Source organism: Micrococcaceae bacterium Sec5.1 (assembly GCA_039636795.1).
Taxonomy (GTDB): domain Bacteria; phylum Actinomycetota; class Actinomycetes; order Actinomycetales; family Micrococcaceae; genus Arthrobacter.
In genome coordinates, this window is record CP143430.1 from 5006806 (window position 1) to 5033364 (window position 26559).

Annotated in this window: 28 protein-coding genes; 10 read left to right on the forward strand and 18 right to left on the reverse strand. The window is 62.0% G+C overall.

The window, feature by feature from the left end:
• Nucleotides 1-3: 3 nt before the first annotated feature.
• From VUN82_22905 to VUN82_22940, 8 genes are all read right to left on the reverse strand, one after another.
• Complete coding sequence (locus VUN82_22905; protein ID XAS71885.1) at nucleotides 4-873, reverse strand: amidohydrolase family protein; 870 nt, start codon at nucleotides 871-873, stop codon at nucleotides 4-6.
• A complete protein-coding gene (locus VUN82_22910) occupies nucleotides 870-1844 on the reverse strand; it encodes an aldo/keto reductase (GenBank protein ID XAS71886.1) in 975 nt (324 codons plus the stop codon). Before VUN82_22910 ends, VUN82_22905 begins: the two co-directional genes overlap by 4 nt.
• Nucleotides 1829-2143 carry an L-rhamnose mutarotase gene (locus VUN82_22915; GenBank protein ID XAS71887.1) on the reverse strand — a complete coding sequence of 105 codons (315 nt, stop codon included), beginning with the start codon at nucleotides 2141-2143 and terminating at the stop codon, nucleotides 1829-1831. The genes VUN82_22910 and VUN82_22915 overlap by 16 nt, the downstream gene beginning before the upstream one ends.
• The gene (locus VUN82_22920) at nucleotides 2136-3428 is read right to left on the reverse strand and encodes an alpha-L-fucosidase (GenBank protein ID XAS71888.1); all 1293 of its coding nucleotides are present in this window, start codon (nucleotides 3426-3428) and stop codon (nucleotides 2136-2138) included. The genes VUN82_22915 and VUN82_22920 overlap by 8 nt, the downstream gene beginning before the upstream one ends.
• A gap of 105 nt (nucleotides 3429-3533) precedes the next feature.
• The gene (locus VUN82_22925) at nucleotides 3534-4535 is read right to left on the reverse strand and encodes an ABC transporter substrate-binding protein (GenBank protein XAS71889.1); all 1002 of its coding nucleotides are present in this window, start codon (nucleotides 4533-4535) and stop codon (nucleotides 3534-3536) included.
• A gap of 71 nt (nucleotides 4536-4606) precedes the next feature.
• Nucleotides 4607-5644, reverse strand: a complete 1038-nt coding sequence (locus VUN82_22930) for an ABC transporter permease (GenBank protein XAS71890.1) — start codon at nucleotides 5642-5644, stop codon at nucleotides 4607-4609.
• A complete protein-coding gene (locus tag VUN82_22935) occupies nucleotides 5641-7194 on the reverse strand; it encodes a sugar ABC transporter ATP-binding protein (protein XAS71891.1) in 1554 nt (517 codons plus the stop codon). Before VUN82_22935 ends, VUN82_22930 begins: the two co-directional genes overlap by 4 nt.
• A gap of 42 nt (nucleotides 7195-7236) precedes the next feature.
• A complete protein-coding gene (locus tag VUN82_22940; protein ID XAS71892.1) occupies nucleotides 7237-8535 on the reverse strand; it encodes an L-fuconate dehydratase in 1299 nt (432 codons plus the stop codon).
• Between the two features lie 142 nt (nucleotides 8536-8677).
• On the opposite strand from VUN82_22940, the gene VUN82_22945 reads away from it, so the two are divergent.
• Together VUN82_22945 and VUN82_22950 are read left to right on the forward strand one after the other, a co-directional pair.
• The gene (locus VUN82_22945) at nucleotides 8678-9586 is read left to right on the forward strand and encodes a fumarylacetoacetate hydrolase family protein (GenBank protein XAS71893.1); all 909 of its coding nucleotides are present in this window, start codon (nucleotides 8678-8680) and stop codon (nucleotides 9584-9586) included.
• Nucleotides 9586-10347, forward strand: coding sequence for an SDR family oxidoreductase (locus VUN82_22950; protein ID XAS71894.1), 762 nt, complete (start codon nucleotides 9586-9588; stop codon nucleotides 10345-10347). Before VUN82_22945 ends, VUN82_22950 begins: the two co-directional genes overlap by 1 nt.
• 49 nt (nucleotides 10348-10396) lie before the next feature.
• On the opposite strand, the gene VUN82_22955 is transcribed toward VUN82_22950, so the two are convergent.
• The 3 genes from VUN82_22955 to VUN82_22965 are packed head-to-tail and all read right to left on the reverse strand — an operon-like array spanning nucleotide 10397 to nucleotide 13891.
• Nucleotides 10397-11539, reverse strand: a complete 1143-nt coding sequence (locus tag VUN82_22955; protein XAS71895.1) for an FG-GAP-like repeat-containing protein — start codon at nucleotides 11537-11539, stop codon at nucleotides 10397-10399.
• Between the two features lie 12 nt (nucleotides 11540-11551).
• Entirely contained in the window at nucleotides 11552-12721 is a 1170-nt protein-coding gene (locus VUN82_22960; protein XAS71896.1) for a VCBS repeat-containing protein, read from the reverse strand.
• Nucleotides 12722-12766: 45 nt separating this feature from the next.
• Nucleotides 12767-13891 (reverse strand): VCBS repeat-containing protein, encoded by a 1125-nt coding sequence (locus VUN82_22965; GenBank protein ID XAS71897.1) that lies wholly within the window; start codon nucleotides 13889-13891, stop codon nucleotides 12767-12769.
• Nucleotides 13892-14128: 237 nt separating this feature from the next.
• Between VUN82_22965 and VUN82_22970 the strand changes: the two genes are divergently transcribed.
• The 4 genes from VUN82_22970 to VUN82_22985 all read left to right on the forward strand — a co-directional run bounded on the left by VUN82_22970 (nucleotide 14129) and on the right by VUN82_22985 (nucleotide 18311).
• A complete protein-coding gene (locus tag VUN82_22970; protein ID XAS71898.1) occupies nucleotides 14129-15442 on the forward strand; it encodes a GNAT family N-acetyltransferase in 1314 nt (437 codons plus the stop codon).
• A gap of 43 nt (nucleotides 15443-15485) precedes the next feature.
• Nucleotides 15486-16730: a low temperature requirement protein A gene (locus VUN82_22975; GenBank protein XAS71899.1), complete on the forward strand. Its 1245-nt coding sequence runs from the start codon at nucleotides 15486-15488 to the stop codon at nucleotides 16728-16730.
• A 124-nt stretch (nucleotides 16731-16854) separates the two neighbouring features.
• On the forward strand, nucleotides 16855-17109 hold the full coding sequence (locus VUN82_22980; GenBank protein XAS71900.1) for a helix-turn-helix transcriptional regulator: 255 nt from the start codon (nucleotides 16855-16857) through the stop codon (nucleotides 17107-17109).
• A complete protein-coding gene (locus VUN82_22985; GenBank protein XAS71901.1) occupies nucleotides 17106-18311 on the forward strand; it encodes a HipA domain-containing protein in 1206 nt (401 codons plus the stop codon). The genes VUN82_22980 and VUN82_22985 overlap by 4 nt, the downstream gene beginning before the upstream one ends.
• 25 nt (nucleotides 18312-18336) lie before the next feature.
• Here the strand turns inward: VUN82_22985 and VUN82_22990 are convergent, their stop codons facing one another.
• On the reverse strand, nucleotides 18337-18873 hold the full coding sequence (locus tag VUN82_22990; protein XAS71902.1) for a phosphohydrolase: 537 nt from the start codon (nucleotides 18871-18873) through the stop codon (nucleotides 18337-18339).
• 150 nt (nucleotides 18874-19023) lie between these two features.
• Nucleotides 19024-19812 carry an SDR family oxidoreductase gene (locus tag VUN82_22995; protein XAS71903.1) on the reverse strand — a complete coding sequence of 263 codons (789 nt, stop codon included), beginning with the start codon at nucleotides 19810-19812 and terminating at the stop codon, nucleotides 19024-19026.
• Between the two features lie 124 nt (nucleotides 19813-19936).
• Between VUN82_22995 and VUN82_23000 the strand changes: the two genes are divergently transcribed.
• Together VUN82_23000 and VUN82_23005 are read left to right on the forward strand one after the other, a co-directional pair.
• On the forward strand, nucleotides 19937-20578 hold the full coding sequence (locus VUN82_23000; protein XAS71904.1) for a WHG domain-containing protein: 642 nt from the start codon (nucleotides 19937-19939) through the stop codon (nucleotides 20576-20578).
• A 163-nt stretch (nucleotides 20579-20741) separates the two neighbouring features.
• The gene (locus VUN82_23005; GenBank protein ID XAS71905.1) at nucleotides 20742-21404 is read left to right on the forward strand and encodes a hypothetical protein; all 663 of its coding nucleotides are present in this window, start codon (nucleotides 20742-20744) and stop codon (nucleotides 21402-21404) included.
• Between the two features lie 202 nt (nucleotides 21405-21606).
• Here VUN82_23005 and VUN82_23010 read toward each other — a convergent pair whose 3' ends face one another.
• Complete coding sequence (locus VUN82_23010) at nucleotides 21607-22725, reverse strand: serine hydrolase domain-containing protein (protein ID XAS71906.1); 1119 nt, start codon at nucleotides 22723-22725, stop codon at nucleotides 21607-21609.
• 24 nt (nucleotides 22726-22749) lie between these two features.
• Nucleotides 22750-23637, reverse strand: a complete 888-nt coding sequence (gluQRS, locus tag VUN82_23015) for a tRNA glutamyl-Q(34) synthetase GluQRS (protein XAS71907.1) — start codon at nucleotides 23635-23637, stop codon at nucleotides 22750-22752.
• 337 nt (nucleotides 23638-23974) lie between these two features.
• Here gluQRS and VUN82_23020 point away from each other — a divergent pair, with 337 nt between their 5' ends.
• Nucleotides 23975-24433 carry an Lrp/AsnC family transcriptional regulator gene (locus VUN82_23020; protein XAS74777.1) on the forward strand — a complete coding sequence of 153 codons (459 nt, stop codon included), beginning with the start codon at nucleotides 23975-23977 and terminating at the stop codon, nucleotides 24431-24433.
• Nucleotides 24434-24452: 19 nt separating this feature from the next.
• Here VUN82_23020 and VUN82_23025 read toward each other — a convergent pair whose 3' ends face one another.
• Nucleotides 24453-24908 carry an Lrp/AsnC family transcriptional regulator gene (locus VUN82_23025; GenBank protein ID XAS71908.1) on the reverse strand — a complete coding sequence of 152 codons (456 nt, stop codon included), beginning with the start codon at nucleotides 24906-24908 and terminating at the stop codon, nucleotides 24453-24455.
• 103 nt (nucleotides 24909-25011) lie between these two features.
• On the opposite strand from VUN82_23025, the gene VUN82_23030 reads away from it, so the two are divergent.
• Nucleotides 25012-25653, forward strand: a complete 642-nt coding sequence (locus VUN82_23030; protein XAS71909.1) for a LysE family translocator — start codon at nucleotides 25012-25014, stop codon at nucleotides 25651-25653.
• Here VUN82_23030 and VUN82_23035 read toward each other — a convergent pair.
• Together VUN82_23035 and VUN82_23040 are read right to left on the reverse strand one after the other, a co-directional pair.
• Nucleotides 25650-26117: an SRPBCC family protein gene (locus tag VUN82_23035; GenBank protein XAS71910.1), complete on the reverse strand. Its 468-nt coding sequence runs from the start codon at nucleotides 26115-26117 to the stop codon at nucleotides 25650-25652. The genes VUN82_23030 and VUN82_23035 overlap by 4 nt on opposite strands.
• Nucleotides 26114-26482, reverse strand: coding sequence for a metalloregulator ArsR/SmtB family transcription factor (locus VUN82_23040; protein XAS71911.1), 369 nt, complete (start codon nucleotides 26480-26482; stop codon nucleotides 26114-26116). Before VUN82_23040 ends, VUN82_23035 begins: the two co-directional genes overlap by 4 nt.
• Nucleotides 26483-26559: the final 77 nt, after the last annotated feature.

Genomic DNA, 26559 nt, shown 5'->3' on the forward strand with positions numbered 1-26559 from the left:
GCGCTAGTCCTGTGGAAGCGGCGTAACCGGCAGCCCGTAGGTGCGAATGGCTGTCGCCTCGAGTACGGCATCCTGTTCCGGGACGCTCAGTGTAGACACGAGTTCCAACAACACATCCAAGGTCCTGCCGTACGGCGCACCGAGCGTACTGACTGGCCAGTCGCTGCCGATCATCAAGCGATCGGGGCCGAAGGCTTCCAGCGCTTCCTCGAACAGCGGCCGCAACGCATCAGCCGAGTACTCGACGCCGGGCAGGTGCAGGCCTGACACTTTAGCCACCGTGTTGGGCAGCCGCCCGAGTTCTCGAAAATCAGAGCGCCAAACATCAATCGCAGCCGCATCCGCAAGCGGTGGCTTCCCGAGATGATCCACGACCACGGTCAGCGCAGGAAGTTCTCGGGCAAGCCGGACAGTGGCTCCCAAGTGACGCGGGAAGGCATCCGGAACATCGAAGGCCAGGCCGCGTGCAGCAACCATGGCCAGGGATTTCCGTACCGAGGGCAGGTCAAGGAAGTCATCGCGGCGATCGTCGTGCACCAAGTGCCGGACTCCGCTGAACACGGAATGCGCGGTGAACGCGTCCAGCTGCTCCGCGGCCTGTGTTGGCGAATCCAGTTGGACCCACCCCACGACGCCGAGTACCCAAGGATTGCGCGCGGCCACCCCAAGCATGCTCTGGGTGTCGGCAACCGTATCGTCCGCCTGGACCAGTACCGCTCCCCTGATCCCGGCTGCGGCCAAGACCTCTCCGGCCTCATCCTCCCCGAAGCTGCGGAACAGCGCGCCGTGCTGCGGGCCCAGCCACGAGTAGGGTCGGACACCCCCGTTCATGGAGGCCTCGAGGTTCCACAGGTGCAGATGCGCGTCAATCACGCCCCCAGAGCCTCCAATGCATCCCACAATTCTTCCGGCACTGATTCCTGCATACGGCTGGCGTTCGAGGTGACTTGTTCAGCTTTGCTGGCTCCGACTGTCACGTTCACCACGGCCGGATGCCGCAACGGGAACTGGATTGCCGCCGTCGGAAGTTCAACGCCGAAATCCCGGCAGACCGCGGCAAGCGCCCGCGCACGCTCGACCACTTCACGCGGGGCGCGGTCGTAGTTGTAATGCGCGTCGTCGGGGACTTCGGGACGTGCCAACAACCCGGAGTTATAGACGCCAACATTCACGACGCCGGTGCGGCGCTCCACACACCGGTCAAGCAGCGGGACGCTGGGCTGCTCAAGCAGTGTGTAGCGGCCTGCGAGCATGACGAGGTCCAGGTCCGCGGCCTCGACACACTCCAAGGCTGCCTCCGCGGAGTTGGTGCCGACGCCAATGGCTTTGACCACCCCTTCTTCGCGCAGTTTTTCCAGCGCTGGAAGGGCCTGGGAGATCCCGGCCTGGAGATCGTGAACATCGGGATCGTGGAGGTACGCGATGTCCACGTGATCCAGACCCAGGCGTTCCAAGGAGTCCTCTATGCTGCGCCGAATGCCGGCTTCGGTGAAATCCCACACCCGCCTGGTGGTGGCGGGGACGTCGAAGCCTTCGTCGTCCTTTACTGAACCGTCCTTTGCCGCGGCGCCGCCGGTGTTGGCTTCCAACAAGCGGCCCACTTTAGTGGAGATGACGAATTCGTCCCGAGGTTTCTCCCGGAGGACAGCACCCAGTCTCTGCTCAGACAAGCCCAGGCCATAGTGCGGTGCGGTATCAAAATAGCGAAAGCCTGCGTCCCAAGCGGCCAGGACAGTGGCCATGGCTTCCCCATCAGGGATGGCCTTGTACAGGTTCCCGATGCCGGCCGCACCGAATCCGAGCCTGCCGAGGTTAAGTGGTTCCAGGTTCATGGCAGCTCCCATACTTTCTGGATACCCGAATCGTTCCCGGAGTAATCGTCCTGAACCTCAAGAAGTTCGGCCATCCGGGCTTGCCAAGGGACGTTCGCCGGATGATCGGCGAGCGCCCGCCGCATGGCTTGGTAGTCCTCGACGTCCACCACGTGGAAAAGGTCCAGCCCGCTGCGCCAGATCCGCCAATTCCGCACGCCGGCTCCTTTAAGGGCTTCGACCAGTTCGGGTGGGATGTTTGCGTGGGCGTGGGCGTATTCCTCCTCGGTTCCGGGCTTGAGGCGGGTGTGGAGGGCGATGCTTTCAGTCATTGAAGTCCCCCGGCTTCAGGAACAGCTCAAGCACGGGCACAGCGACGTCGGGCCGCTGGACGGGGAGCTTGATGGTCAGCGTCCCGGCCGGCTGGCCGCCGGGGGTGATGTTGATGGCTTGCTGTCCGGGGTCACCCTCTTGCAGGAAGACTTCGGACGCATCGTTGAGGAGTTGGGCGTACTCCACCTTGCCAGCCAGGTCCGGGAGATGGACGTATTCAAAGGGCCACGCGAAGAGGTGCACGTACAGCCGGTTCCCGCGCTGGGTGTAGCGGGTATCCGGTGGTGCTGTGAACTGGGATGTTCCTGCACCGTAAATGGAGCGGGAGTGCAGTTGCATCCATTCGCCGATCCCTTCGAGGGAGGCGAGCGCTCTGGGGTCGATGCTGCCCCGGCCTGTTGGGCCTACGTTGAGCAGAAGGTTTCCGCCCTTGGAGACGCCATCCACCAGCATTCGGATCAGCAGGTCCACGGATTTGTAGTTGAGGTTGTCGCGGTCGTAACCCCAGCTGCCGTTCAACGTTTGGCACGCCTCCCAGCTGACCGGGGCGCCGTCGACCATCATGGGACCTGCTGGCTGGTACTGCTCAGGGGTGACAAAGTCTCCGGGGATCCCCAGGCGGTCATTGACCACGATGTCGGGCTGGAGTTCCCGCACCATGGCGAGCAGCGTTTCGGAGTCCCAGTCCTTGGCGCCTTTGGCGCCCCAGAACCCGGCGTGTTCATCTTCGTCGTAGGAGAAATCGAAGAACAGGTAGTCGATGGTGCCGTAGTTGCTGAGGAGCTCACGGACCTGGCCGTGCAGGTACTCGCGGTAGCGTGCCATATCGCGCCCGGCGTTGAGGCTTTCGACGTCGGTGATGTTGCGTTGCGGGTGCACGCCATCGATGGTGAAGTCGGGGTGGTGCCAGTCGATCAGCGAGTGGTAGAAGCCGACTTTGAGCCCTTCAGCCCGCAGCGCTTGAACGTAGGGTGCGATCAGGTCACGGCCGGCTGGCGTGTTGGTGGCTTTGTAGTCGGTCAGAGCGGAGTCCCACAGGCAGAAGCCGTCGTGATGCTTGGTGGTGAGGACCACGTACTTCATGCCGGCCTTACGCGCTGCGCGTGCCCACTCGTTTGGATCGTAGAGATCGGGGTCAAAGCGCCGGAAGTATTTGGAGTACTCCTCCACAGTGGTTTCCTCCCGGTTCATCACCCACTCGTGCCGGGCAGGCAGAGCGTAGAGGCCCCAATGGACAAACATGCCAAAGCGGGACTCTTCAAACCAAGGTGCGTGCTGGATCAACGGGATACCTTCCGTGTGCCGGGAGTTGGTGGTGCTTTTGGAGCGACAGGGCAGGATTGGGAGGGGCGCAGAGGGGCACAGGGCCCCACCCAATCGGGCGTGATTCTATTCGTAGAGGTTGGGCTTAATGGTCTCGGAGTCGATGTTCTTTGCGTCGTACCAGTAGAAGCCCGTGTCGATCTTGCTCGGCAACTTCTCACCCTTGATGGCGGCAACGGCTGCCTTGACGGTTTCGTAGCCGATGCCGACCGGGTTCTGGGTGACGGCGCCGGCCATGAGTCCGGACTTGATGGCGTCGATTTGCGCCTTGCCGGAGTCGAATCCGACGATCGTCAGCTTGCCCTTGAGGCCGAGTTCTTCCACGGCCTTGACGACGCCGATTGCCGAGCCTTCGTTGGTTCCGTACATGCCTTTGAGGTTCGGATTGGCGGTAATGATTGCCTTGGCAGCGTCTGCCGAGAGCAGCTGGTCGCCACCGGCGTACTGGATGGCGACGATCTTGACACCGGGGTTGTTCTTCTCGATGTATTCCTTGAAGCCGTCGCGGCGGTCGGTGCCGGACTTGGACGTCTGGTCGTGGCCGATGATGGCGATCTCGCCTGACCCGCCAATCAGTTCAGCAAGGTGCTTGGCAGCCTCAGCTGCTGCAGCCTTGTTGTCGGTGGAGGCCGTGGTGGCCGGGATGGTGGAGTCGACGCCAGAGTCGAACGCAATGACGGGGATGTTCTTGCTCTTGGCCTGCTCCAGGAGGGGCGTGGCGGCCTGCGAGTCCAGCGCTGCGAAGCCGATAGCTGCAGGCGACTTGCCCAGGGCGGTGGTGAGCATCTGGATCTGCTGGTCCACGTCCTTCTCGGTGTTCGGGCCTTCAAAGGTGATATCGACATTGAATTCCTTGGCAGCTTTGTCCGCTCCTTGCTTAACGGCCTGCCAGAACTGGTGTTGGAAACCTTTGGACACGACAGCGATGTACGGCTTGGCGCCGTCTGCTGCTGCTCCGCTGGCACTCGCGGATCCGGCCGGTGCCTCGCAGCCGGCGATGGCGACGGCACCGAGGGCGAGGCCGGTGAGGGTAAGGAAGGAACGGCGGTTGTGGATGGACTTGCTCACGATTGAAGACTCCCTTTTTCTGAGGATGCGTTCTGGAGAGGATGTGGGTGGTTGGAGCGGAAGCACAGCGGCTATTTGGCGGTCTCCTTCCTGCGCAGCATGTCCAGATAGACCGCTACGAGGATCACGACGCCGATTGCCACGTTCTGCCATTCCTGCGGCACGGAGATGATGCGCAGGCCGTTGGTCAGGACGGACATGATGAGGGCGCCGATCACTGTTCCGACGATGGAGCCTTTGCCTCCTGCGAGGGATGTTCCACCGATCACGACGGCGGCAATCGCCTGTAGTTCGTAGCCCATGCCCTGCCCGGGCTGGGCTGAGTTGAGGCGGGCTGCGATGATGACGCCGGCCAGGCCTGTGAAGGCTCCAGCGGCCGTATAAATCCACAACTTCCAGTTCCGCACGTTGATGCCGGAAAGTGCCGTGGCTTCCTCGTTGGAGCCGATGGAAAAGGTGTAGCGGCCCAACAGTGTCTTGCTCATGACAAGCCCTGCCAGTACGGCCACTGCGAAGAAGATAAATACCGCGTTGGGAACCACCAGGCCCGGGATGGGCTTGCCGAGGGCGAGGTTGGCGAAGCCTTCAGTGCTGGTGAAATAGATCGGCTTGGTTCCGGAGACTACCAGGGCCATACCCTGTGCAACGAGCATGGTGGCCAAGGTGGCGATGAACGGTGGAATCTTCAGGAAGGAGATCAGGAACCCGTTGACGGCACCAATCACGGCTCCCATCAGGATGCCGCCAATGACGCCAGCCCACAGCGGCAGCCCAAGATAGGTCAGGACAACGCCTGTCATCACCGAGCACAGGCTCATGCCGGTACCGACGGAGAGATCAATGCCCCCGGTGATGATCACGAACGTCGCGCCGAGGGCCAGCAACCCGATCACCACTGTGGAGAGCAGGATGTCCGAAAGGTTGCTCGGCACCAGGAACCGCGAGTTCATTGCGCCGAAAAAGATCACCAGGACAATGAGTGAACCGAAGGCCAGGAGCTGTTGAAGGGATGAACGGAACCGGGTAGCCAGGTCACGTACGGGCTTCTGTTCGGCGGGTCCGGGCTTTGTACCCTGGTTGCGGGACGCGGGGGTCTCTACAAGGCTCATGCTGTCATTGCTCCTGGTGTGGCGATGGCGCGGCGGGTGGCCAGCTCCATGATGTGTTCCTGGGTGGCTTCAGCGTTGCTGAGGAAGCCTGTGATCCGGCCTTCGGCCATAACGGCGATCCTGTGGGACATGCGCAGGATCTCGGGAAGCTCCGAGGAGATCATGATGATCGATTTCCCACCGGCGGCCAGTTCGTTAAGGAGCCTGTAAATTTCCTCCTTGGCACCAACGTCGATTCCGCGTGTGGGTTCATCAAAGATGAGAATGTCGCAGTCCTTGACCAGCCACTTGGCGATCACGATCTTCTGCTGGTTGCCGCCGGAGAGATTGCGGGCCAGCTGGTGGATGGATGGCGTTTTGATCCGAAGCTTCCTGCTGTATTCCTCAGCGGTCCGGCGCAAGGCCGAATCCTTGATGAACCCGCCCGGCGCATTCGCGGCGAGCGAAGAGAGCATGATGTTCTCTTTCACGTCCCGCTCAAGCATGAGGCCAAGATGCTTGCGGTCCTCGGACACGTACCCGATGCCCAGTTTCGCGGCAGCAGCAGGGTTCGGGATGGCCGCATCAGCGCCGCGCACCTGTAGCCGCGTAAACGTGGCACGATCAGCGCCAACCAAGGCACGCGCCACTTCCGTCCGACCTGCTCCCATGAGTCCGGCAAAGCCAAGGATTTCGCCACGTCGCAGGTCGAAGCCGACATCCCGCAGCAAGGATCGCGTCGATAACCCCTCAACCGAAAGCACGACGTCGTTACGCACCTCGGTGGGGACCGCCGTCGGGCGCTGTTCTCCCGAAATCTGACGCCCCACCATCAAGGAAATGACTTCCTTCATGGTGGTCTCCGCCGTGCTGACTGTGTCCACGTACTCGCCATCGCGGATGACGGTGATGCGCTGAGAGATCTGTTTGAGTTCGTCCATGCGGTGCGAGATGTAGATGACGCCGGTGTCGGGAGAGATGAATCCACGGATGATCTGGTGCAGGGCGGCCACCTCGGCGTCATTCAGGGCTGCCGTTGGCTCGTCCATGATGATCACTTTGGAATCGTGGCTCAGTGCTTTCGCGATCTCCACCATCTGCTGCTTGGCGACCGTCAGCTGCCCTACTTTCTGACGGGGATTCAGCTGCAGCCCGATCCTGTCCAGCAGCTCCTGGGTCTGGTGGTTAAGGGCCCGTTCGTTCAGCACTCCGAAGCGCCGGGGTTCGCGGCCGATGAAAATGTTCTGCGCCACGGTGAGGTCCGGCATCAGGTTGAATTCCTGGTGGATGATGCTGATGCCCAGTTCCTGCGCGTGCTTGGGACTGTCCGGCACAAAGGCCGTACCGTTCAGCTCAAAGGCCGTACCGTTCAGCTCAAAGGTGCCGCTGTCCGGTGTATAGATGCCCGAAAGAAGCTTCATCAGCGTGGACTTTCCGGCACCGTTCTCTCCCACGAGCGCAAGGACTTCACCGTGGCGAAGCTCCAGCCCCATGTTGTTCAGGGCCCGGACTCCGGGAAAAGTCTTGCTGACTCCGTGGAGGGAGAGCAGTGGTGGTGCTTGCTGGGTCATGCGATCACTTCCTTGTGAGCGTGCACGTGCTGTCGCGGTACGTTATCGGGCCCAGACGGGGCCGTCGGGGAACGCGTATTCGGCCAGTGTTTCACGGACCATTTCGTTGCCCGCGCCAGGAGCCGACGGCGGCCAGTACACGCCGCTTCGGACATCCACGGGTGTGATGAAGTGCTCGTGCAGATGGTCCACGAACTCGATCATCCTGCCTTCTTTTGTCCCTGAAACGGCGACGAAGTCGAACATGGACAGGTGCTGAACGGCCTCGCAAAGCCCCACACCACCGGCATGAGGGCAGACAGGCACACCAAATTTGGCAGCGAGCAGCAGAATGGCGATGTTCTCGTTGACTCCAGCTACCCGGGCTGCATCAATCTGCAGGACCTGGAGGGAACCGGCTTGGAGCATTTGCTTGAACATCACCCGGTTCTGGACGTGCTCCCCCGTGGCCACGGGGACAGGGTCAACCCCGCGGGCAATCGCCGCGTGACCCAGGACGTCGTCAGGGCTGGTGGGTTCCTCGATCCAGGCGATGTCATAAGGGGCCAGGTGGGCCATCCAATCGATGGCTTCCTGGACATCCCAGCGCTGGTTGGCGTCCACCGCAATCCTGATGTCCGGCCCCACCGCCTCGCGGGCAATTCCCACGCGGCGAACATCGTCCTCCAAAGAGGCGCCTACCTTGAGCTTGATCTGCGCAAACCCGTCGGCCACGGCTTCCTTGGCCAGGCGGGTCAGTTTCTCGTCGCTGTAACCCAGCCAGCCCGGCGTCGTGGTGTAAGCGGGGTAGCCCTCAGCGCGAAGTGCCACTTTACGTACTTCCTTGCCCGCCTCCGCTGCGCGCAGGATTGCCAGCGCTTCATCCGGAGTGAGGGCATCGCTGAGGTATCTGAAGTCCACCAATGCCACGAGTTCCTCAGGACTCATGTCTGCGAGCAGTTCCCAGAGCGGCAAGCCCGCCCGCTTGGCCTTCAGATCCCAGAGGGCGTTCACCACCGCGCCAATGGCCATATGCATGACGCCCTTTTCCGGACCAAGCCAGCGGAGTTGGGAATCGTGGACCATCAACTTCCAGGTGGCGCCCATGTCTCCCAGGAGATCCTCCACGTTCCGGCCCAAAATGTGGTCCCGAAGAGCGTCGAGGGCTGCCGTCTCAACCTCGTTCCCGCGCCCGATCGTGAACACGAAGCCGTGGCCTTCATGACCGTCACCGGCATCGGTGCGAACAATCAGGTAGGCGGCTGAATAGTCGGGGTCCGGGTTCATGGCGTCGGAGCCATCGAGGTCCTGTGAGGTGGGAAAGCGGATATCGAAAGTGTCCACTGCGGTGATGACGCTCATTGCGCTCCTTGCTTGGCAGCCGGTTGATCTAGGTAGAGCTAAACATCCGATGTCTACCTTGTCAATGGGTCACATTTCCGTATTATGTAGTGAAACAGCACACTAGAGCTCGGATGTTAGTCCCAAACGCACGGAGGAAGCCATGACCTTGAAATTCGCCAGGCTGGGTACGGCCGGAAACGAACAACCGGCCGTCATCGCCCAGGACGCCGACGGCACAGAGAAGTACTTCGATCTCTCGCCGCTGACCAACGACATCGACGGCGTTTTCCTCGCCTCGGGCGGCTTCACCCGCACCCGCGAAGCCCTGGAATCCGGAAAACTTCCTGAAATCCAGGCAGAAGGCCTGCGCATCGGAGCGCCTGTGGCCCGTCCGGGCTCGGTCATCTGCATTGGCTTGAACTACACCGCCCACGCAGCCGAATCCGGGTCCACGCCGCCCGAGGTACCGGTGGTTTTCCTGAAGCCGTCCAACACCATCAGCGGTCCTTTCGACGCTGCCCCCATCCCGCCGTCGTCGGAAAAGTATGACTGGGAAGTGGAATTGGCAATAGTGATCGGCAAGGAAGCGTCCTACCTTTCGTCCCTGGACGAGGCCGAAGCATGCATCGCCGGCTACGCAGTGGCCAACGACCTCTCCGAGCGCGACTACCAGATTCCGGGAGCCGCCGGACAATGGACCAAGGGCAAGTCGCTCCCCGCCTCCACTCCCCTTGGCCCCTGGCTGGTTCCCGCAGCTGACGTGGATGCGGGCAACCTCCGTCTGAGGACCTCGGTCAACGGCGAAGCCCGCCAGGACTCGAACACCTCGGACATGATTTTCGATCCCGCCACGATCGTTCACCACCTCAGCCAGTACATGGTCCTGGAGCCTGGCGACGTCATCATCACCGGCACACCCGAGGGTGTGGCCCTGTCTGGTCGTTTCCCGTACATCCAGCCCGGCGACGTGGTGGAGCTGGAGATTGACGGCTTGGGACGCCAGCGGCAGGAATACTACCGCGCGCAGGCCGGGACCGTTTCCGCCGCCTCTGTCCACATCAACGCCTGATGGCATCCGCAGTGGGCCAGGAATTCGAAGGCCTGGCAGCACTCGTAACCGGCGGAGCGTCCGGAATTGGTGCGGCCATCGCCGACCGGCTTGCCGCCGGTGGCGCGCAAGTTGCCGTCCTGGATCTGACACCGGAAACCAGCCCGCACTTCGGCGTGGAATGCAACGTGGCCGATAACGCTTCGGTGCGCACCGCCGTCGAAACCGTTGCCAAGCAGTTTGGCCGCCTGGACATCGTGGTCAACAACGCCGGCATCGGCGCCCAAGGCGACATCTCCGCGAACGACGACGACGAGTGGCTCCGGGTCCTGAACATCAACGTCGTGGGAATTGCGCGCGTCAGCCGTGCTGCCCTGCCGTACCTGCGCGAGTCGCCGGCCGCTTCAATCGTCAACACGTGCTCCATCGCAGCCACGGCGGGGTTGCCGCAGCGGGCGCTGTACTCGGCGTCCAAGGGCGCGGTGCTGTCCTTGACGCTTGCCATGGCTGCCGACCACGTCCGCGAGGGCATCCGCGTGAACTGCGTCAACCCAGGCACTGTGGACACGCCCTGGGTCGGCCGCCTCCTGGATTCCGCCGCTGACCCGGCAGCTGAGCGCGCCGCACTCAATGCCCGTCAACCGCATGGCCGGATGGTGGACCCGGCCGAGGTTGCAGGCGCGGTGGCTTACCTCGCGAGCCCCCTGTCCGGTTCGACGTCGGGAACCTCCTTGGCGGTCGACGGCGGCATGCAGGGTCTGCGGCTAAGGCCGGTTCAGTAGGGGCTGCTTTGGTAGGGGATGCTGTGGTTGGGGCTGGTTTGGTGGCGTTTCAGTAGAGCCCGTTGAAGATGTTCCAGCCCCAACCGACAGTTTCAACACCCTTCCAACCGCCGCGGCCGTCGCCGTAGTACATCACCAGATCGCCACCGGCATTAACGCCGTGGACATCATTGAAACCGTCCCGGTTGAAGTCGCCAGCACTGCCGATCATCGTCAAGGCATTCCAGCCCTGCCCGATCTGCCGAGCGGTGGTCCAGCCACCGTGGCCGTCGCCGCCATACAGATACAGGCGTCCGGCTTTGTCTTTCGCCAGGACGTCCACGTTGCCGTCTCCATCCCAGTCACCAGGCCCGATGAGCAGGTCCATGACGTCCCAGCCGTGGCCGACCTTTTCCCGAGCACCCCAGCCGCCGAACGGCTGGGAAGGGAAGACGAAAAGATCGCCAGTTGCGTCGCTGGCCAGCAGATCGTTAGGTCCATCCCCGTTCCAGTCACCGGGCCCAATCGCGTTGTCCATGGCGCTCCACTCCCAGGTGCCCTGTGCGTTATCAGTGTGGAATCCGCCGTCGCCTGTCCCCGGGAACCGGTAGAGCGTCCCCGAGGTGTTCTCGACCATCAGATCAGCAATGCCGTCGTGGGTCAGATCGCCCCCGGCAATGATCCTGGTAAACAGTCCCCATCCCGGGCCTACCTGACGGCTTTCCTTCCATCCCTTTGATGTGTCCTCGCCGAGGTACAGCATGAGCGTCCAGTCATGGGTTCGGCCCAGCAGTTCGAAGACTCCGCGCCCCGTGAATCCTGCAGCCCGCAGTGGTTCTTTCTCTACCACTGCGGTTTGCTGCGTCACCACTTTCCGGCCGGCGCATGCGGCGGGCGAGCCACTGGCCACAGCGGAGATCCGACCGCCGAGGTCGTCCAATTCCACGACATGGAGGTAGGGGCTAAAACGGGGATCCGGTGCGATCGGTTCCCCGTCGCGAAGCCACTGAATGGAATATCCAGGGTCCCCGTATCCGCCGCAGCCTTCGAAGTGCTCCTGGGCCCCATCGACGATCAACACCGCCCCCACGATTGGGTTGCCCGATACTTTCACGTCCGGCGCGTCTACTGCGGACGCGGCCGGACCCGTTGCAGAAACTGCGAGCGCCAGAGCCAGCAGCACTGCTGTTGCGATTGACTTCCTTCTCGACACGTTCGCCCCCGCTCAGTAGAGCCCGTTGAAGATGTTCCAGCCCCAACCGACAGTCTCAACGCCCTTCCAGCCCCCGCGGCCATCGCCGTAGTACATCACCAGATCGCCAGCGGCATTCACCCCATGGACATCGTTGAAACCGTCCCGGTTGAAGTCGCCAGCACTGCCGATCATCGTCAAGGCATTCCAGCCCTGCCCGATCTGCCGAGCGGTGGTCCAGCCACCGTGACCATTCCCGCCGTAGAAGTAGAGCCTTCCGGTCTTGTCCTTGGCCAGCACGTCCACGTTGCCGTCGCCGTCCCAGTCCCCGGGGCCGATCAGCAGGTCCATGACGTCCCAGCCGTGGCCGACGTAAACTCCCGGCTTGATGACTCGCTCAAAACCTGAAGGGTAGAGGTAAAGATCGCCATTGGCCTCACTGGCGAGGAGATCATTCAAGCCATCGCCATCGAAGTCGCCGGGCCCCAGCACTTTGTCGAAGGCATTCCACCCCGGTCCAAAGCCATAGTCGATTCCGGGATCCTGATAAGTGTGGAAGCCGCCGTCGCCGGTGCCATTGAACTGGAACATCCTCCCCTCACTGTTCTGCGTGAGGAGGTCGTTGACACCATCGGCCCCAAAATCGCCGGCCCCGATGATTTTGCTGAAGCCTTCCCAGCCTGGCCCAACCTGCCGCACGTCCTTCCAACCCTTTGCGTTGTCCTGTCCGAGGTACAGCATCAGGGTCCCGTCATGCTTGCGTGCCATGACCTCAAAGGCGTTCCTGCCCGTGAAGCCCTCGGCCCTCATGGGTTCCTTCATGATGGGGTCCGATGGAGGCGTGGTTACTGTCCGATCGGCACAGTTCACGGGCGATCCCGTGACGACTGCAGAAATACGGTGACCGAGATCAGGGGTTCTCAAACGATACAAATACGGGTTCTCCGGTGGAACAACAGGAACGGGTACGCCGTCCCTCAGCCATTGAATTGTCATGTCGGGCTTCCAACTTCCGCTGCAGCCCTCGAAGTAGTTGGACGCGGCCACCGACAGATACGAACCCACAATGGTTCGCCCATCAAGGTGGACGTCATCAGGATCGATGGCCATTGCGGCGGGGGCCACGGCCGAAACCGCAAGTAGCACCGCCAAGAGCCCCGCAGCGCTTGCACGCCGGAAGCTGTCATTTTTCCATGAAATCATGCCCACATTTCTCCCAGCTCTTGCAACTACAGCCGAACAGCTTCCTTAGTAGAGCCCGTTGAAACCGCCCCAGCCGCGGCCCACTGTCTCCACGCCTTTCCACCCGCCTCGACCATCGCCGTAGTACATCAACAGATCACCGGCAGCATTTACGCCGTGGACATCACTGAACCCATCGTGGTTGAAATCCCCGACACTTCCGATTTTGGACAAGGCATTCCAGCCTTGCCCTACCTGCCTCGGCGTGATCCATCCGCCGCGGCCATTGCCGCCATACAGGAACAGCCGGCCGTCCTTGTCCTTCGCCATGACATCTACGTTGCCGTCACCGTTGAAGTCTCCCGGCGCGAAAATCAAGTCCATGGTGCCCCAGCCTTGGCCGACTTTTACCCGCGGACTCCACGAGCTTCTGTCAACCCTGGGGTATAGATAGAGGTCTCCCTTGGCGTCGCTCGCCAAAAGGTCGTTCAGTCCATTTCCATCGAAATCCCCGGGACCCACCACCTTATCCATCGCATTCCATCCTGAGCCGACGACATTTCGATAGTGGGTGGTGAACGCGCCGTCACCATAACCTTCGTACTGAACGAGGGCGCCTGAGAGGTCCGTAGCCAGGATGTCGTTGAGGCCGTCCGCGGTGATGTCTCCTGGGGCGATAATTCTCGTAAAGGACTCCCAGCCCGGCCCGATTCGCAGGACGCTCTTCCAGCCTTGCGACGCGTCCTGGCCCAGATACGAAAACAGCACCCCATCCGAGCGGCGGGCCTCCAATTCAAAGGCACCCCGGCCCGTGAAGCCCTCGGCCCGTGACGGTTCTTTCCGGATCACCCTTGGATCGTCCACCCGAACGGGCGGGCACTCCTGAGCACCGCTGACAACCGCCGAGATCCTGGATCCAACATCATCAATGGTCAGTGCATGGAGCGCTGTGGAATACCCAGGACTGGGCCCCACCGGCTTACCGTCCCGCAGCCACTGGACGGTGTAGTTCACCTGCGGGTTTGGATCGCATGCAATGAAGTAGTCGTAGGCTCGCTCGACGGAGAGCGCCGCACCCACAATGTTGGGGCCATAAATGACAAGGTCGTCGGCATCGACAGCGTTCGCCGCTGGCGCCAAGGACGTGCCGATAAGCCAGGCAGCCAGCACGCCGGCCGCGCCGCCTTTCAAGAATGATCTCCCAAAAAACAAGCCCACGATTCTCCCTCGCAACGCGCGCCACCACCGGTCTGTTGCGCCCATCCTAAATGGGATGTAAGACGCCGGGACGAAAGCGGGTGCCGACAGGCCGCCGTCGTGGGTTGCTCCGTAACGCAACGGGCCCGCAACGTTCCGGGCGGGTGGTTCGCCTATGCTCAACTCCAAGGCATCAACGGCGATCCACCAAGCACACCCAGGAGAAACCCCATGACCAACTGGCGTATCAGGGACTTCCATTCGTCCGATCTTGACGGCATCCTGCACCTCTGGGAGTCACTCAAGGCTGATGGTGTAGAGCCCGTGTACGCACTCTCTGAGGTCCTTGCCTCGTGCGAAAAGGACCACGCAGTGGTGGCGGTCCAGGGCGACCAAGTAGTTGGCGCCGCCGTTGGGCGTGCGGCCCATGACCAAGGCTGGGTCGTTTTCCTCGCGACACTGACAGAGTTCCGCGGCAGGGGCATTGGCACTTCTCTGCTGTCCGCCGTCGAGAACCGCATGGCTCCGCACGGACTCAACAAGCTGTCCGCGCTCATGCCGGAAACCGAGACACGCGTGGAAGCGTTCCTGGGCCGCGGCTTCGTGGTGAAGAAAAACCTGCGGTACTTCGAGCGGACCATCCCTGTGCAACGCCAGGAGCTGGAGCCACTGAGCCTGCTGGGTGGTCGGATCCTGGCCCGTGACCTGTGGGAAAACGTGGCGGGCATGAAGCGCGAGAAGGAACTCTTGGAACGCCGTCTGGTTCTCCCGCTGGCTGAGGCCGACCTCGCCGACGAGTACGGCGTGGTGCCGCCGCGCGCCGTCGTGCTTTTTGGTCCTCCGGGCACCGGCAAGACCACCTTCGCCAAGGCCATCGCGTCGCGGCTGGAGTGGCCATTCGTGGAGGTGTTCCCGTCACGGCTTGCGTCTGACCCCAAGGGACTGGCCGGGGCTCTGCGGGAGACGTTCCTGGAAATCGCCGAGCTTGAACACGCCGTGGTGTTCATCGACGAAGTGGAAGAGATCGCCTCGCAGCGGGCGGGCGATCCGCCGTCGCCGCTGCAGGGCGTCACCAACGAACTCCTTAAGATCATCCCGGCATTCCGCGAACAGCCCGGACGTCTCCTGGTCTGCGCCACCAACTTCATCCGCGCCCTGGACACAGCTTTCCTGCGCCATGGCCGGTTCGATTACGTCATCCCCATCGGCCTGCCGGACGTCCACGCCCGCGAGGCAATGTGGCAGCGGTTCATCCCCGCCACCGTGGTGGACGACGTCGACATCGCCCAGTTGGTGGAGCGCACCCAGGGCTTCTCGCCGGCGGACATCGAGTTCGCGGCACGCAGCGCCTCCCAGCGTGCCTTGGAAAAAGCAGTGTACGACGACGCACCTACTTCGGGTGCGTCGTCCACAGTCTCGTCGAACGGACGGAAGGGCCCGGTCACGCAGGACTACCTCGACGCCATCGCCGATACCCGGACGACCGTGAGTGACGAGGTGTACCAGGAGTTCCTCGAAGACATCGATGTGCTGGGCCGCGTGTAAGGGTTCCATCCGCGGGACCAGGTGCACCGGTAATCTTTGACCCATGTCCACAAATCCCCTGCGCCACGCGCTGTCCCGGATGGGCGGCCGCGATCCTCACGAGAAGCATCGCACGGCCACCCCGCTGGAGCTGTTCTTCGACCTGACGTTTGTCATTGCCTTCGGCGTCGCCGGTAGCCAATTCGCCCATGCTGTGGCGGAGGCACATTTCTGGCCGGGGCTCCTGGCATTCGCGTTCGCCATGTTCGCAACTATCTGGGCCTGGATCAATTTCACGTGGTTCGCCAGCGCCTATGACACCGACGACTGGGTGTTCCGCGTGGTCACCATGGTCCAAATGGTGGGAGTACTCATCCTGGCCATGGGCATAGAGCCGTTGTTCCACTCGATCATCGAAGGCAAGCACGTGGACAACGTGGCTATGGTGCTCGGCTACATCATCATGCGAGTGGCGCTGATCTTCCAGTGGCTGCGCGCTGCCCGCCAGGACCCTGCACGCCGTGAAACGTGCTTGCGGTATGCAAAGTACGTTGCAGTGGTGCAAGTCGGCTGGGTGGGGGTCCTCTTGATCGACGCGAGCGTGGCCACCACCTTCCTCATGGCAGCCCCGTTGTTCATCCTGGAGATGGCGGCGCCATACTTCGCGGAACGGAACATCCGCACCCCGTGGCACGCCCATCACATCGCAGAACGCTACGGGCTCCTGGCCATCATTGCGTTGGGCGAATGTTTGATCGGCGCGATTGAAACGCTGCGCGCGATCGTTGCCCTCCACGGCTGGACGTTGGATGCTGCGCTGGTTGGTTTGAGCGGGACAGGGCTGGCCTTTGCCCTGTGGTGGATTTACTTCATCCTGCCCTCGGGCCCGGCCCTCCACGTGCAACGGCACCGCTCATGGATATTCGGATACGGGCACCTTCCCCTTTTCGCAGCCATCGCCGCCACCGGCGCCGGACTTCACGTTGCCGCCTACTTCATTGATGATGAAGCCCACATCCCGGCGGCCGCCGCAGTTGCCTCGATCGCCATCCCGGTCATCCTGTTCAAGGTCTCGCTCAGCACCCTTTACGGCATCATGCTTGGGCTGGAGCGCAGCCACCTTTGGGGCACTACTTCGGTAGTGCTTGGCCTCGCCACGAGTATCGCAATGGCGGCCGCGGGCGCATCCGTGCCTGTGTGCATGCTGGAAATGATGGTGGTGCTCGGCCTCTCGATCGTTTTCGATGAACGCCAGGGACACAAGGGCCGGGCAGCAGCGTTGCGTCGACTGGAGGCGGCGGCGGGCTAAGGTGCGCTACTGGGCCGGTACGTTCGTGCCGGTTCTCATCGTAAATGCCCTTGATTTGGCTTTGCATAGGGAGCAAACTAAGGAATCGGCACGTTCGTACCGATTCCTACCAAGGGAGGACCGCGTGGCAGCCACCAACCTTATGGCAACTTTGGGTTCTGAAGTACGCGCCCGCCGTGCCTCGTTGAGCCTGAGCCAACAGGACCTCGCCGATCTCGCAGGTGTCTCGGAGCGGTTCGTCCGATTCGTGGAAACAGGCAAGAGCACAGTCCAGCTTGAGCCACTTTTGGCCGTACTCGACACCCTCGGCCTGGAACTTTCCCTCCGTCAAGCTGGCCTGCCCACGGCTTCTGAGATAGCTTCTGAGTCAGCACCATGACCTTCCACCGCATCGCCGACGTCTACAAGCAGGGCATCCTCGCGGCGCGCCTCGAACGCCATGAGGGCGGCACCAAGTTCAGCTACCTCCAGCGGTACCTCGACGCCGGCCTACCCGCCGTGGCAACGACACTCCCCGTGAGTCCCGAGCCCGTTTTCACGCCCAGCGGTGCAGTACCGCCCTACTTCACCGGCCTGCTGCCTGAGGGCCGGCGGCTCAACTCGCTACGACGCAGCGTCAAGGCGAGCGCGGACGACGAACTCGCCCTCCTCATGGCGGCGGGCGGCGACGCAGTGGGCGATGTCCAGACGGTCCCGCACGGCGAGGCGCTGGCGGAAGGGGGCGCCGCCGTCGTGCTTGACTCAAAACTGCCCCTGGACTTTGATGCGTTACTGGGCGATTCCGGATTGATCGATCCCGTAGCGTTGGCGGGTGTGCAGGACAAGTTATCTGCCGGAATGATTTCACTCCCCGTGGCGCAGGCGGGCAAGCGCTACATCCTTAAGCTCAACGCTCCGGAGTTCCCATCAGTGGTGGAAAACGAGTTCCTGATGTTCCGTTATGCGCGACGGCTGCGAATTCCGGTGAGCCATGTGCAGTTGGTGCACGACGTCGGCGGCCGGGTGGGGCTTCTGGTGGAGCGTTTTGACCGGGTCACCGCCCCCGACGGCTCGCCTCTGCGGCTGGCGGTGGAGGACGGCGCCCAAATCCTGGGGCTGTACCCGGCGGACAAATACAGCGTTCCGTTCAGCGAAGTCTGTTCAGCGCTGGCCGGGCATTGCCCTGCACGCCTTCCAGCAGTGCGCAATCTGGTCATCCAACTCGCGTTTGCCTGGCTGACGGGGAACGGGGACCTGCACGCCAAGAACGTTTCCATGGTGGAGGCGCCTGGAGTTCTTGGCGTCCGCGAATTCACCATCGCCCCGGTCTACGACATTCCCTCCACAGTGGTCTACGGCGACAAGACGCTGGCTTTGGCCGTCGGCGGGAAGAAGACCGGCATCTCACGCAAGCACTTCCTCGCCTGGGCCGCGAAGCTTGGGCTGACTGAACGGGCGGCCCAGCATTCAGTGGACATCGCCCTCAAGGCAACCGGCTCCTTGATCAGCGACCTCGACGGCGGCGCCTCACCGTTCGGAGCGAGGCAAACCAGGGAGTGGACCAAGGAGCTCAAGCATCGTCGGCGCCTGCTGGAGGGCTGACCCGTCGTGGCTGCTCAGGGCAGGCTTACTCAGGAACGATGTCGTCGAGCTCCGGAAGTAGATACGGGTTTACCCTCTGCAGGATCAACTCCACTTCTTCCCGCGGCACGGCCGTATAGAGCACCGGACGGGCGTCGGCGTAGCGGGTCATGGGCGGCTTGTCGGGCCATTTCTCTGCCAGCGCCTGGACTCGTTCCGGAAGGGAGTTGTGGGCATTATCGGCAATTTTGACCAAGGTGGCATCGTGATCCTCGGCCACAAACCGGATCCCTGCTTCATAATCGTCGGGGTCGTCGTGGAAGCGGCGTGTGACACGTTCAATGATGGCAAGGGCGCGCTCGGAGACCCCCATATCCAACAAGGCTTGCCGTGTGATGGGCGTATCCTCGGCGATATCGTGAAGGTAGCCCGCAATCTGGATGTCCTCGTCAAAGTCCGCTAGCGCGTCCCCCACCGCCAGGACATGCTCCCGATAAGGACGCTTGAGCTTGTCCTTTTGGCGGTTGTGGGCCACCTCGGCGAGTATCTTCGCGGTCTCAACGGTGAAGCGTGGTTCGGTCATGCTGGCCTCCGGATTGATGTAGGCCCCGAACAGGGATCGGACCTTTCTTCAGGCTAGCCGCAAAGTCCCGCGCAGCACCTACTCGGGTACAGCACCACTCCTGAACAGGGACTACTCCTGCCCTGGTACTACTCAACTCCTGAACAGCGACTACTCCTGAACAGCACGGGCAGCGATGCCTACCGCGAGCGCCCTCGGCACTCGCTGCGCGAGACCGGCGGCGATGCGGTTGGCCCAGCCGGACACAACACTTGCCGGCGTTCCGGGCCGGTCCAGCGCCTTGAGCGCTGTTTGCACAACCTGCGCTGAGGTTTGCATCCGCCCGACTGCCGCGGATTCGCTGCCGAGGACATCGAAGAACTCGGTGCGGGTGGCGCCCGGGCAGAGGGCAAGCACACGAAGTCCGGAGCTCTTGGCCTCGTGGGCAACGGCCTCGGTGAAGCTGAGGACGAACGCCTTGGTTGCCCCGTAGACGGCCATGCCAGGGATCGGCTGGAACGCGGCGGTGCTGGCGACATTCACCAGCGCACCCTTGCCCGAGGAGAGCATGCCCGGCAGGAAGGCCCGGGTGATATCCACCAAGGCAGCCACATTGAGTGCGATCTCGGAAGCGATGACTTCCGGGTCTTCCTCCACCAACGGAGCCCGGGTTCCGAAGCCTGCGTTGTTGATGAGGGTGTCCACTGTGATTCCACGCTTGGCCATTTCATCTACGAGTTCCTTGCCGACACCGGCCCGGCCAAGGTCCATGGGAAGCACGGCGACGGCTATGCCGTGCTCGCCCCGCAATTGCTTGGCCAAGTCTTCAAGACGGTCTGCGCGGCGGGCCACCAGGACAAGGTTGGAGCCTCGGGCAGCAAAGCGGCTTGCGAATTCAGCGCCAAGCCCGGAGCTGGCACCTGTGATCAGCGCAGTGGTACCGGAATAGGTCATGGTCATGGCGGTTCCAATCTGTAAACGCCGGCTTTGGATTTAACCGGCTCGACTCGAAGTAGTCAATGCCAACATCGTAGGCAGTGTCTACATTGTTGTCAATGACTACTTCTCAGCTAGACTATGAGTTATGACGGACCAGCCCTACCACCATGGCAAGCTGCGCGAGGCGCTACTGGAGCGCGCTATGGAAACCATTGAGCAAGCCGGCGTCGACGGACTCTCCCTGAGGCAATTGGCCCGGGACCTTAATGTCAGCCACGGTGCGCCGGCCAAACATTTCCGCGACAAGCAAGCCCTCATCGACGCCTTGGCGTTGGCTGGCTTTGAGCTGATGAACCAGCGCATACTCGCGGCTGCCCATGCCGGAGATGACCTTCGTCAGCGCTTTGCCAGCGTGGCCAACGCCTACGTGGACTTCGCGGTCTCCCACCCGGCACTCTTGACCGTCATGTACTCCACCAAGCATCACCCAGGGTCCAGCACTGAGTTGCGGAACATCGGCGAGCAAGGGATCCATGTGGCGCGCTCCCTCATTGCAGAGGCACAGGATGGTGGAGCGTTGGCTCCGGGCGACACGGAAACCCTGGCCATGGTGTGCTTCGTGAGCTTGCACGGCGCCGCGCTCCTTGCGGCAGGCAAGCAGTTGGACGGCAACAGCGTTGAGGACGTTGTTGCTGCCACCACGGACACCTTGTGGGCCGGCATGGCCGCCGGAGTTCCAGCCGCGCAGCTCTCAAAGACACCCCTCACCCGCCCCAGGACTGGGTGAGCCGCTCCAAACTCCAATGGAGAGCGGCTGAGTCCATCCGAAGGCCAGGAAATGAAAAAGAGCCCGCCGGAAGGCGGGCTCTTTTCCACTAATCTTTTGTCCGCGAGAGGAGGCCTAAGCCCACGAAGCACGCGACTCGTATTACCAAGCCTAGGATCAATACGTGTCTTATGCAAAGCCAGCCACCCAGACCGCGATACACGCGTCCCTCTCCGGACCTCGTATGTCCACCTATCTACAGGCCGCGTCAGGAGACATGAAGGTGGCTTTGGACCTTTACGGATGGAACGCCCGTGCGTCGGCGGCGTTGATGCTTCCCGCTCATTTCGCGGAAGTTACCGTTCGTAATGCTGTTTCGGAAGTCTTGACCGCCGTTTACGGTCCGGACTGGCCATGGAACAGTACGTTCGAAGGGAGTCTTCCGGGTACATCTCAGAACCGCGGCTACAGCCCACGGCGAGACCTCGTGGCGACCAGGAACAACGAACCCACTACAGGGAAAGTCATCGCTGAGCTCAAGTTCGTTTTTTGGCAGAAGATGTTTACTGCACGCCATGACGAGCGCATATGGGAACCGGCGATTCTGTCACTGTTCCCGCACACTTCCCTATCGACGGCCGCTTCACTGCGGGGGCGAATCTATGGTGACTTGGAAGCCATCCGCCTACTACGTAACCGCATCGCACACCATGAACCGATCTTCAGCCGCAACCTCGGAGACGACCTGCAGCGCGTCATTGAGCTTGTGGACATGAGATGCACCGAAACCTCCGGGTGGGTTCGAGACATAGAAACAGCGAGCACTATTCTCCAAGAGCGCCCCTAGCCCTCCGTTTTCCTCAATCCGCAGCATCGGGCCGGCCAACTCCCCGGACGAACAGCGCCTCCGTATGCAGCTGCCTTGGCGAGGTTCGAGGGACCCGCACCCCTGGCATGCTGGTGACGGCGGGTATTCGGGTGACCACCTACGACAGCCAGACCTTGGTTCCTGACCGGCAGCCAAAGTGGCCAAAAGGGCAACTGCGGGACTACGAAAGCCCCGCTATCGCCTCTCGCACGGCTGAACTGAGCAGGAGATTGTGGCAACCAATTCCTCCGGGCTCGGCCTGTTGCGGAACGTATCCAAAGCCAAGTTCATACGCCGGGTCCGCGAACCCCAAAGACGCGCTGGCGCCGTCGTGCCCGAACGCGCGGTAGCTGCCGAACGGCATCCGGCTGTGCGACTTCATGAAAACCGTGCCAAAGCAGCCGGTCTCGCCGAAGACGCGATCAATCCCGAACACCTGCTCAGCGGAAACCCTGCGAATGGTCTCCTCCGTCAGGAGGGGTGCGACGGCTTGACCGCCGGTCGCCAACCCCGTCGCTGCAGCAGCGTAGATTCTGGCCATGCCCTCAGCGCTGGAAACGCCCGCTACCGAGCTCATACCGGCGGCGCGGACCTCGCGGATGTTCGGAAGATCGAGGATGTCGCCCTCTGCAGCGTTGGCCGACAAGCCGAAATGGCTGGCGGGGTCCACCCAGGGCCACGTGGGATCTGCCGCCCAGCGGAAAGGCGCGAAGCGTTCTTCCTCAGCCTCCGGTAGGCCAAGGTAGAAGTGGGCACCCGTCACGGATCGGATGCGATGTTCGAAGACCTCCTGGACCGTGGAACCCGTGACTCGCCGGCACAGCTCCTCCATAAAAATGCCGATCGTCAGGGCGTGATAACCGAACGCCGCACCCGGCTTCCACAGCGGGGGAAGTTTGGCGAGCTTCGCGGCCGCGAGTTCGGAATTGTTGACTTCCTCAAGGCTCACGCCTCCCTCGACGCCCAACAGCCCGACCTGGTGCGAAAGGAGTTGGGAAACAGTGATGGAGGCCTTTCCTTCGGCACCGAACTCCGGCCAATATTTGACCACTTCCGCGTCGAGATCCAGTTCGCCGTCTTGAACCAGCAGAGCTATGACAAGGCCTGCCATGCCCTTGGAGCACGAGAAAACACCCGTGACTGAATCAGGACGGATGTGAGGCCCACCGCTGAGATCCAGCACTTTGACGCCCCGATGGTACGCCGCCACTTGGGCAGAATACTCAGGGTCTCGTTCGAGGAAACTACCGAACAGCTCGGCTACGGACTCGAAACCTGGGGCGATCACCTGTGAATGCATCCAGACAGCCTACTTGGCCCGCACTCAAGCTCTGGGAGTTTTCCACACCAAGGGCTCCCTCGGCAGCCTTCGGGGGTCGAACTCCGGCACGGCATCCTCCAAGGAACCGGCGGGTAATCCCAACGACTCAAGGAGGAGGTCGCGTACACGCTCCGCTGAAACTCCGACGGCGGCGAGGTCGCCCAGCGTCACTGCACCGTCCCGCTTTGCCAGCCTCACGCCGTCGTAGTTTACCACCAGCGGAACGTGGGCATATTCCGGGACTGGCAAGCCCAACAGGGTGGCCAAGTACACCTGCCGAGGAGTGGACGGAAGGAGGTCGTCGCCCCTGACCACTTGGTCGATTCCTTGGGCGGCATCGTCTACTACAACGGCCAGGTTGTAGGCCGTGACGCCATCGTTGCGCCGCAGCACAAAGTCGTCCACCGCACCCACGTAGCGGCCGTGCAACTGGTCCTCAACAGCCCACTCAGCGGCGTCCGATCGGAGGCGGATCGATGCCGGACGCGACGCCCGGCGGATCTCGCGCTCGGCCTCGGACAGCCTGCGGCACGTACCCGGATACGCGCCTTGTGGAGAGTGCGGCGCCGAGGGCGCTTCCTGGATTTCGCGGCGGGTGCAGAAGCACTCGTAGGTGCGGCCCTCGGCAGTCAGGCGGCTGATCGCTTCCTCATACAGCGCTCCGCGTTCAGTCTGACGTACGACGGCGGCGTCCCAGCTGACGCCGATGGCCTCCAGGTCGCGGAGCTGCTCCGCTTCCGCGCCGGACCGCGCCCGGTCCAGGTCCTCAACACGCAGCAGGAAGTCGCGGCCAGTCGATTTAGCGAAGAGCCAAGCGAGGATCGCCGTGCGGAGATTGCCTACATGCAGTTCGCCGGAAGGGCTCGGCGCGAAGCGGCCTGCAGACGTCATGGTCCAAGCCTATGCGTCGGCACACAACACAAGAGCCCCTCAGCTACCGCAACGATCCGGTGGCTCAGGGGCTCTTGCTGTGCTGCCCGTCAGGACGGCGGGTGCAGAATGACAATGCTGTGAACAAGAGTCAATCAGCGGCTGCTTCCTTGCGGGAAACCTGTACAGGGATCCGGGTGGTGTTCCAGGTGCCTGCTGCCTGCGGGATCCGGCGGTAGCCTCGCCCTGCTTCGTTGTCACCATTTCAGCAGTACGCATACAGTTGGTGCAATAGACGTGGCATTGAGTGGTCGATCTGACTAACCAGAGTTGAAATTGCAGACAGGAAGTGGTCATTTTGCAGGAACTCGACACGACGGACCGCAGGATCATCGCCGCCCTTGATGAGGATCCCCGCGTTCCCATCATGGTCCTTGCCCAGAAACTGCACCTGGCGCGCGGCACGGTCCAGTCGCGCCTGGAGCGGATGACGGCGTCGGGAGCATTGCGCCCCAACAGCAGCCGCGTGCTGCCCTCGGCACTTGGGCGAGGTGTGGCCGCTGCTGTGAGCGCCGAACTCGACCAAAGCCACCTCAATGAAGCCATCGCCGCGCTCCGGGAGATCCCTGAGGTGCTCGAATGCCACGCCCCTGCCGGCGATACCGACCTCATCATCAGGGTGGTAGCCAAGAGCCCGGATGACCTCTACCGGGTCTCCGAGGAAATCAGACTGTGCCCGGGAATCGTGCGTACGTCCACCAGCATGTTCCTACGCGAAGTGATTCCCTACCGGACTACCGGGCTGCTGAAGGAATAGCGCCTGGAAGGAATAGTCCTCAGACCGGCGGCCCAATGTTGGTCTTCAGGTTCTTCATCACCAACGTGGAAGTGAGACGTTCGACCGCCGGCAGGGCCGCCAGTTCGTCGTCATAGAAGCGCTGATAGGCAGGTAGGTCAGCCGCGATGACCTTCAACAAATAGTCGGGAGAGCCGAACAGCCGCTGCGCCTCAACGATGTTCGGGCTTGCGGTCACACGTTCCTCGAACTCCGCCATGATGGTGCGCTCCACCTGTCGAAGGGTGACGAATACGATTGCCTCGAATCCGAGTCCTACGGCAGCTGGATCGACGTCCGCGCGATAGCCCCGGATTACGCCTGAAGACTCCAGATCCCGGAGTCTTCGATGGCACGGAGCCACCGTCAATCCCACCTTCGATGCCAAGGCAGTAGCGGTCATTCGACCGTCTTCCTGGAGGTGGCGCAAAATACTTCTATCAATATGGTCAATCACGCAATGATCTTACCAAAATAGCCGGTTTCAGGGATAAATCAGGGAACACTTATCGGGCGATTTTCCCTAGAGTTTTCCTACCCACTACATTCCTGGAGAGATCGTGAACCCACAGCTGTTCCTCGCCTTCATGCTCGTCGCAGTCTCGTTGGCCTGCACACCCGGCGTGGATTGGGCGTATTCGATTTCGGCCGGACTTCGTCAGCGCAGCTTCGTGCCTGCTGTCGCGGGATTGTGCAGCGGCTATGTGATTCACACCGGGCTGATGACGGCAGGACTGGCAGCCTTGTTGGCGGGAGTCCCGGGCCTGCTTGGCTGGCTCACGATTGCCGGCGCCGCCTACCTGTTGTGGCTCGGCTTCGTAACCATCCGCTCATGGCGAGGGGCCAGCTTTAGTGCGGAAGGCGCCGTCGTGCAGTCCGGAAACCAACTCCGTACGTTCTTCCAAGGCATGGGCACCAGCGGCATCAACCCCAAAGGCCTGCTGTTCTTTGTGGCTCTGGTACCTCAGTTCGTCAGCCCCGAGGCCGCGCTGCCTGTCGCTGTTCAGTCCGGGTTGCTGGGGCTAACATTCGTGATCCTCGCCGGCCTGGTGTACACCGGGGTGGCGTTGACCTCGCGGAAGCTGCTCGCTTCACGTCCGGGCGCCGCGCGCGTGGTGACGCTGGCCAGCGGGATCATCATGGTTGGGCTGGGAGCAGTGCTGTTGACAGAGCAAATCCTTCCTGTCGTCGTGCGGGGCTAAGCGGCAAGAATCTCGTCAAGTCGCTCGTAGCCTTCGATTACGCCATAATTCATGCCTGTGGCTAGCGCCATGTCACGCGCTTCCACCGAAGGGTAGACCTCGCGGACGACGATTCTGGTGCGCCCGTCGATTTCCTCGAACCTGGTGGTGCTGATGCCCACCTGCCCCGGTGCGCCGTCGAATTCGAAGGTCATGATGATCAGCTCGTCGGTGTCTACTGTGTGGAAGACCCCACGGAATCCATACATTGCGTCCTCGTGGCCACTTTCGTAGTGCCAGCTGCCGCCGGTGGTGGCGTTGTATTCGGTGACGTTCAGTTTCGCGTCCCGCGGACCCAGCCACTTGGCCAGGAGATCGGGGTCCACGTGCGCCTTGAACACTGCGCTGACCGGTGCATCGAACTCGCGGACGGTATCTACGAACGGAACGCCGTCATCAGCAGTAATCGCCGTTGGATTGCTCATTTCAATTCCTCTTCTTCTTTTTGTTGTGACCCCTGGGGGACCCCGGGGCCGGATTCGATCAGGAGCTCGTCGAGTAGCCGGTAGCGACGCTCGGCGATCAGTCGATATTGGTCTATCCATGCCGTCAGCTCTTCGAGGGCGGCTGCGTCCAGGTGCACTGGCCTGCGTTGGGCGTCGCGGGAGCGGGTCACCAACCCTGCATGCTCCAGGACTTGGATGTGTTTTGAAACGGCCTGCTTGGTGATCGCGAAGGGCTCTGCCAGTTCGTTGACCGTTGCCTCTCCCCGTGCCAGCCGGGCAACGATTCCCCGTCTGACGGGATCAGCAAGGGCCATGAACGCCTTGTCCAGAGCGTCTGGATCCATAACCCTGCGCAACCTTTCTTTGTCAACCAAATGCTTTATCAATCACTTGGTTGATTACAAGATTACGCTTGCATCAG

Bases quoted from the DNA above. Each gene is read 5' to 3' on its own strand.
- VUN82_22910 (XAS71886.1), bottom strand. From the start codon at position 1,844: ATGGGAGCTGCCATGAACCTGGAACCACTTAACCTCGGCAGGCTCGGA.
- VUN82_22915 (XAS71887.1), bottom strand. From the start codon at position 2,143: ATGACTGAAAGCATCGCCCTCCACACCCGCCTCAAGCCCGGAACCGAG.
- VUN82_22930 (XAS71890.1), bottom strand. From the start codon at position 5,644: ATGAGCCTTGTAGAGACCCCCGCGTCCCGCAACCAGGGTACAAAGCCC.
- VUN82_22935 (XAS71891.1), bottom strand. From the start codon at position 7,194: ATGACCCAGCAAGCACCACCACTGCTCTCCCTCCACGGAGTCAGCAAG.
- VUN82_22940 (XAS71892.1), bottom strand. From the start codon at position 8,535: ATGAGCGTCATCACCGCAGTGGACACTTTCGATATCCGCTTTCCCACC.
- VUN82_22945 (XAS71893.1), top strand. From the start codon at position 8,678: ATGACCTTGAAATTCGCCAGGCTGGGTACGGCCGGAAACGAACAACCG.
- VUN82_22950 (XAS71894.1), top strand. From the start codon at position 9,586: ATGGCATCCGCAGTGGGCCAGGAATTCGAAGGCCTGGCAGCACTCGTA.
- VUN82_22960 (XAS71896.1), bottom strand. From the start codon at position 12,721: ATGATTTCATGGAAAAATGACAGCTTCCGGCGTGCAAGCGCTGCGGGG.
- VUN82_22970 (XAS71898.1), top strand. From the start codon at position 14,129: ATGACCAACTGGCGTATCAGGGACTTCCATTCGTCCGATCTTGACGGC.
- VUN82_22975 (XAS71899.1), top strand. From the start codon at position 15,486: ATGTCCACAAATCCCCTGCGCCACGCGCTGTCCCGGATGGGCGGCCGC.
- VUN82_22985 (XAS71901.1), top strand. From the start codon at position 17,106: ATGACCTTCCACCGCATCGCCGACGTCTACAAGCAGGGCATCCTCGCG.
- VUN82_22990 (XAS71902.1), bottom strand. From the start codon at position 18,873: ATGACCGAACCACGCTTCACCGTTGAGACCGCGAAGATACTCGCCGAG.
- VUN82_22995 (XAS71903.1), bottom strand. From the start codon at position 19,812: ATGACCATGACCTATTCCGGTACCACTGCGCTGATCACAGGTGCCAGC.
- VUN82_23000 (XAS71904.1), top strand. From the start codon at position 19,937: ATGACGGACCAGCCCTACCACCATGGCAAGCTGCGCGAGGCGCTACTG.
- VUN82_23010 (XAS71906.1), bottom strand. From the start codon at position 22,725: ATGCATTCACAGGTGATCGCCCCAGGTTTCGAGTCCGTAGCCGAGCTG.
- gluQRS (XAS71907.1), bottom strand. From the start codon at position 23,637: ATGACGTCTGCAGGCCGCTTCGCGCCGAGCCCTTCCGGCGAACTGCAT.
- VUN82_23035 (XAS71910.1), bottom strand. From the start codon at position 26,117: ATGAGCAATCCAACGGCGATTACTGCTGATGACGGCGTTCCGTTCGTA.
- VUN82_23040 (XAS71911.1), bottom strand. From the start codon at position 26,482: ATGGATCCAGACGCTCTGGACAAGGCGTTCATGGCCCTTGCTGATCCC.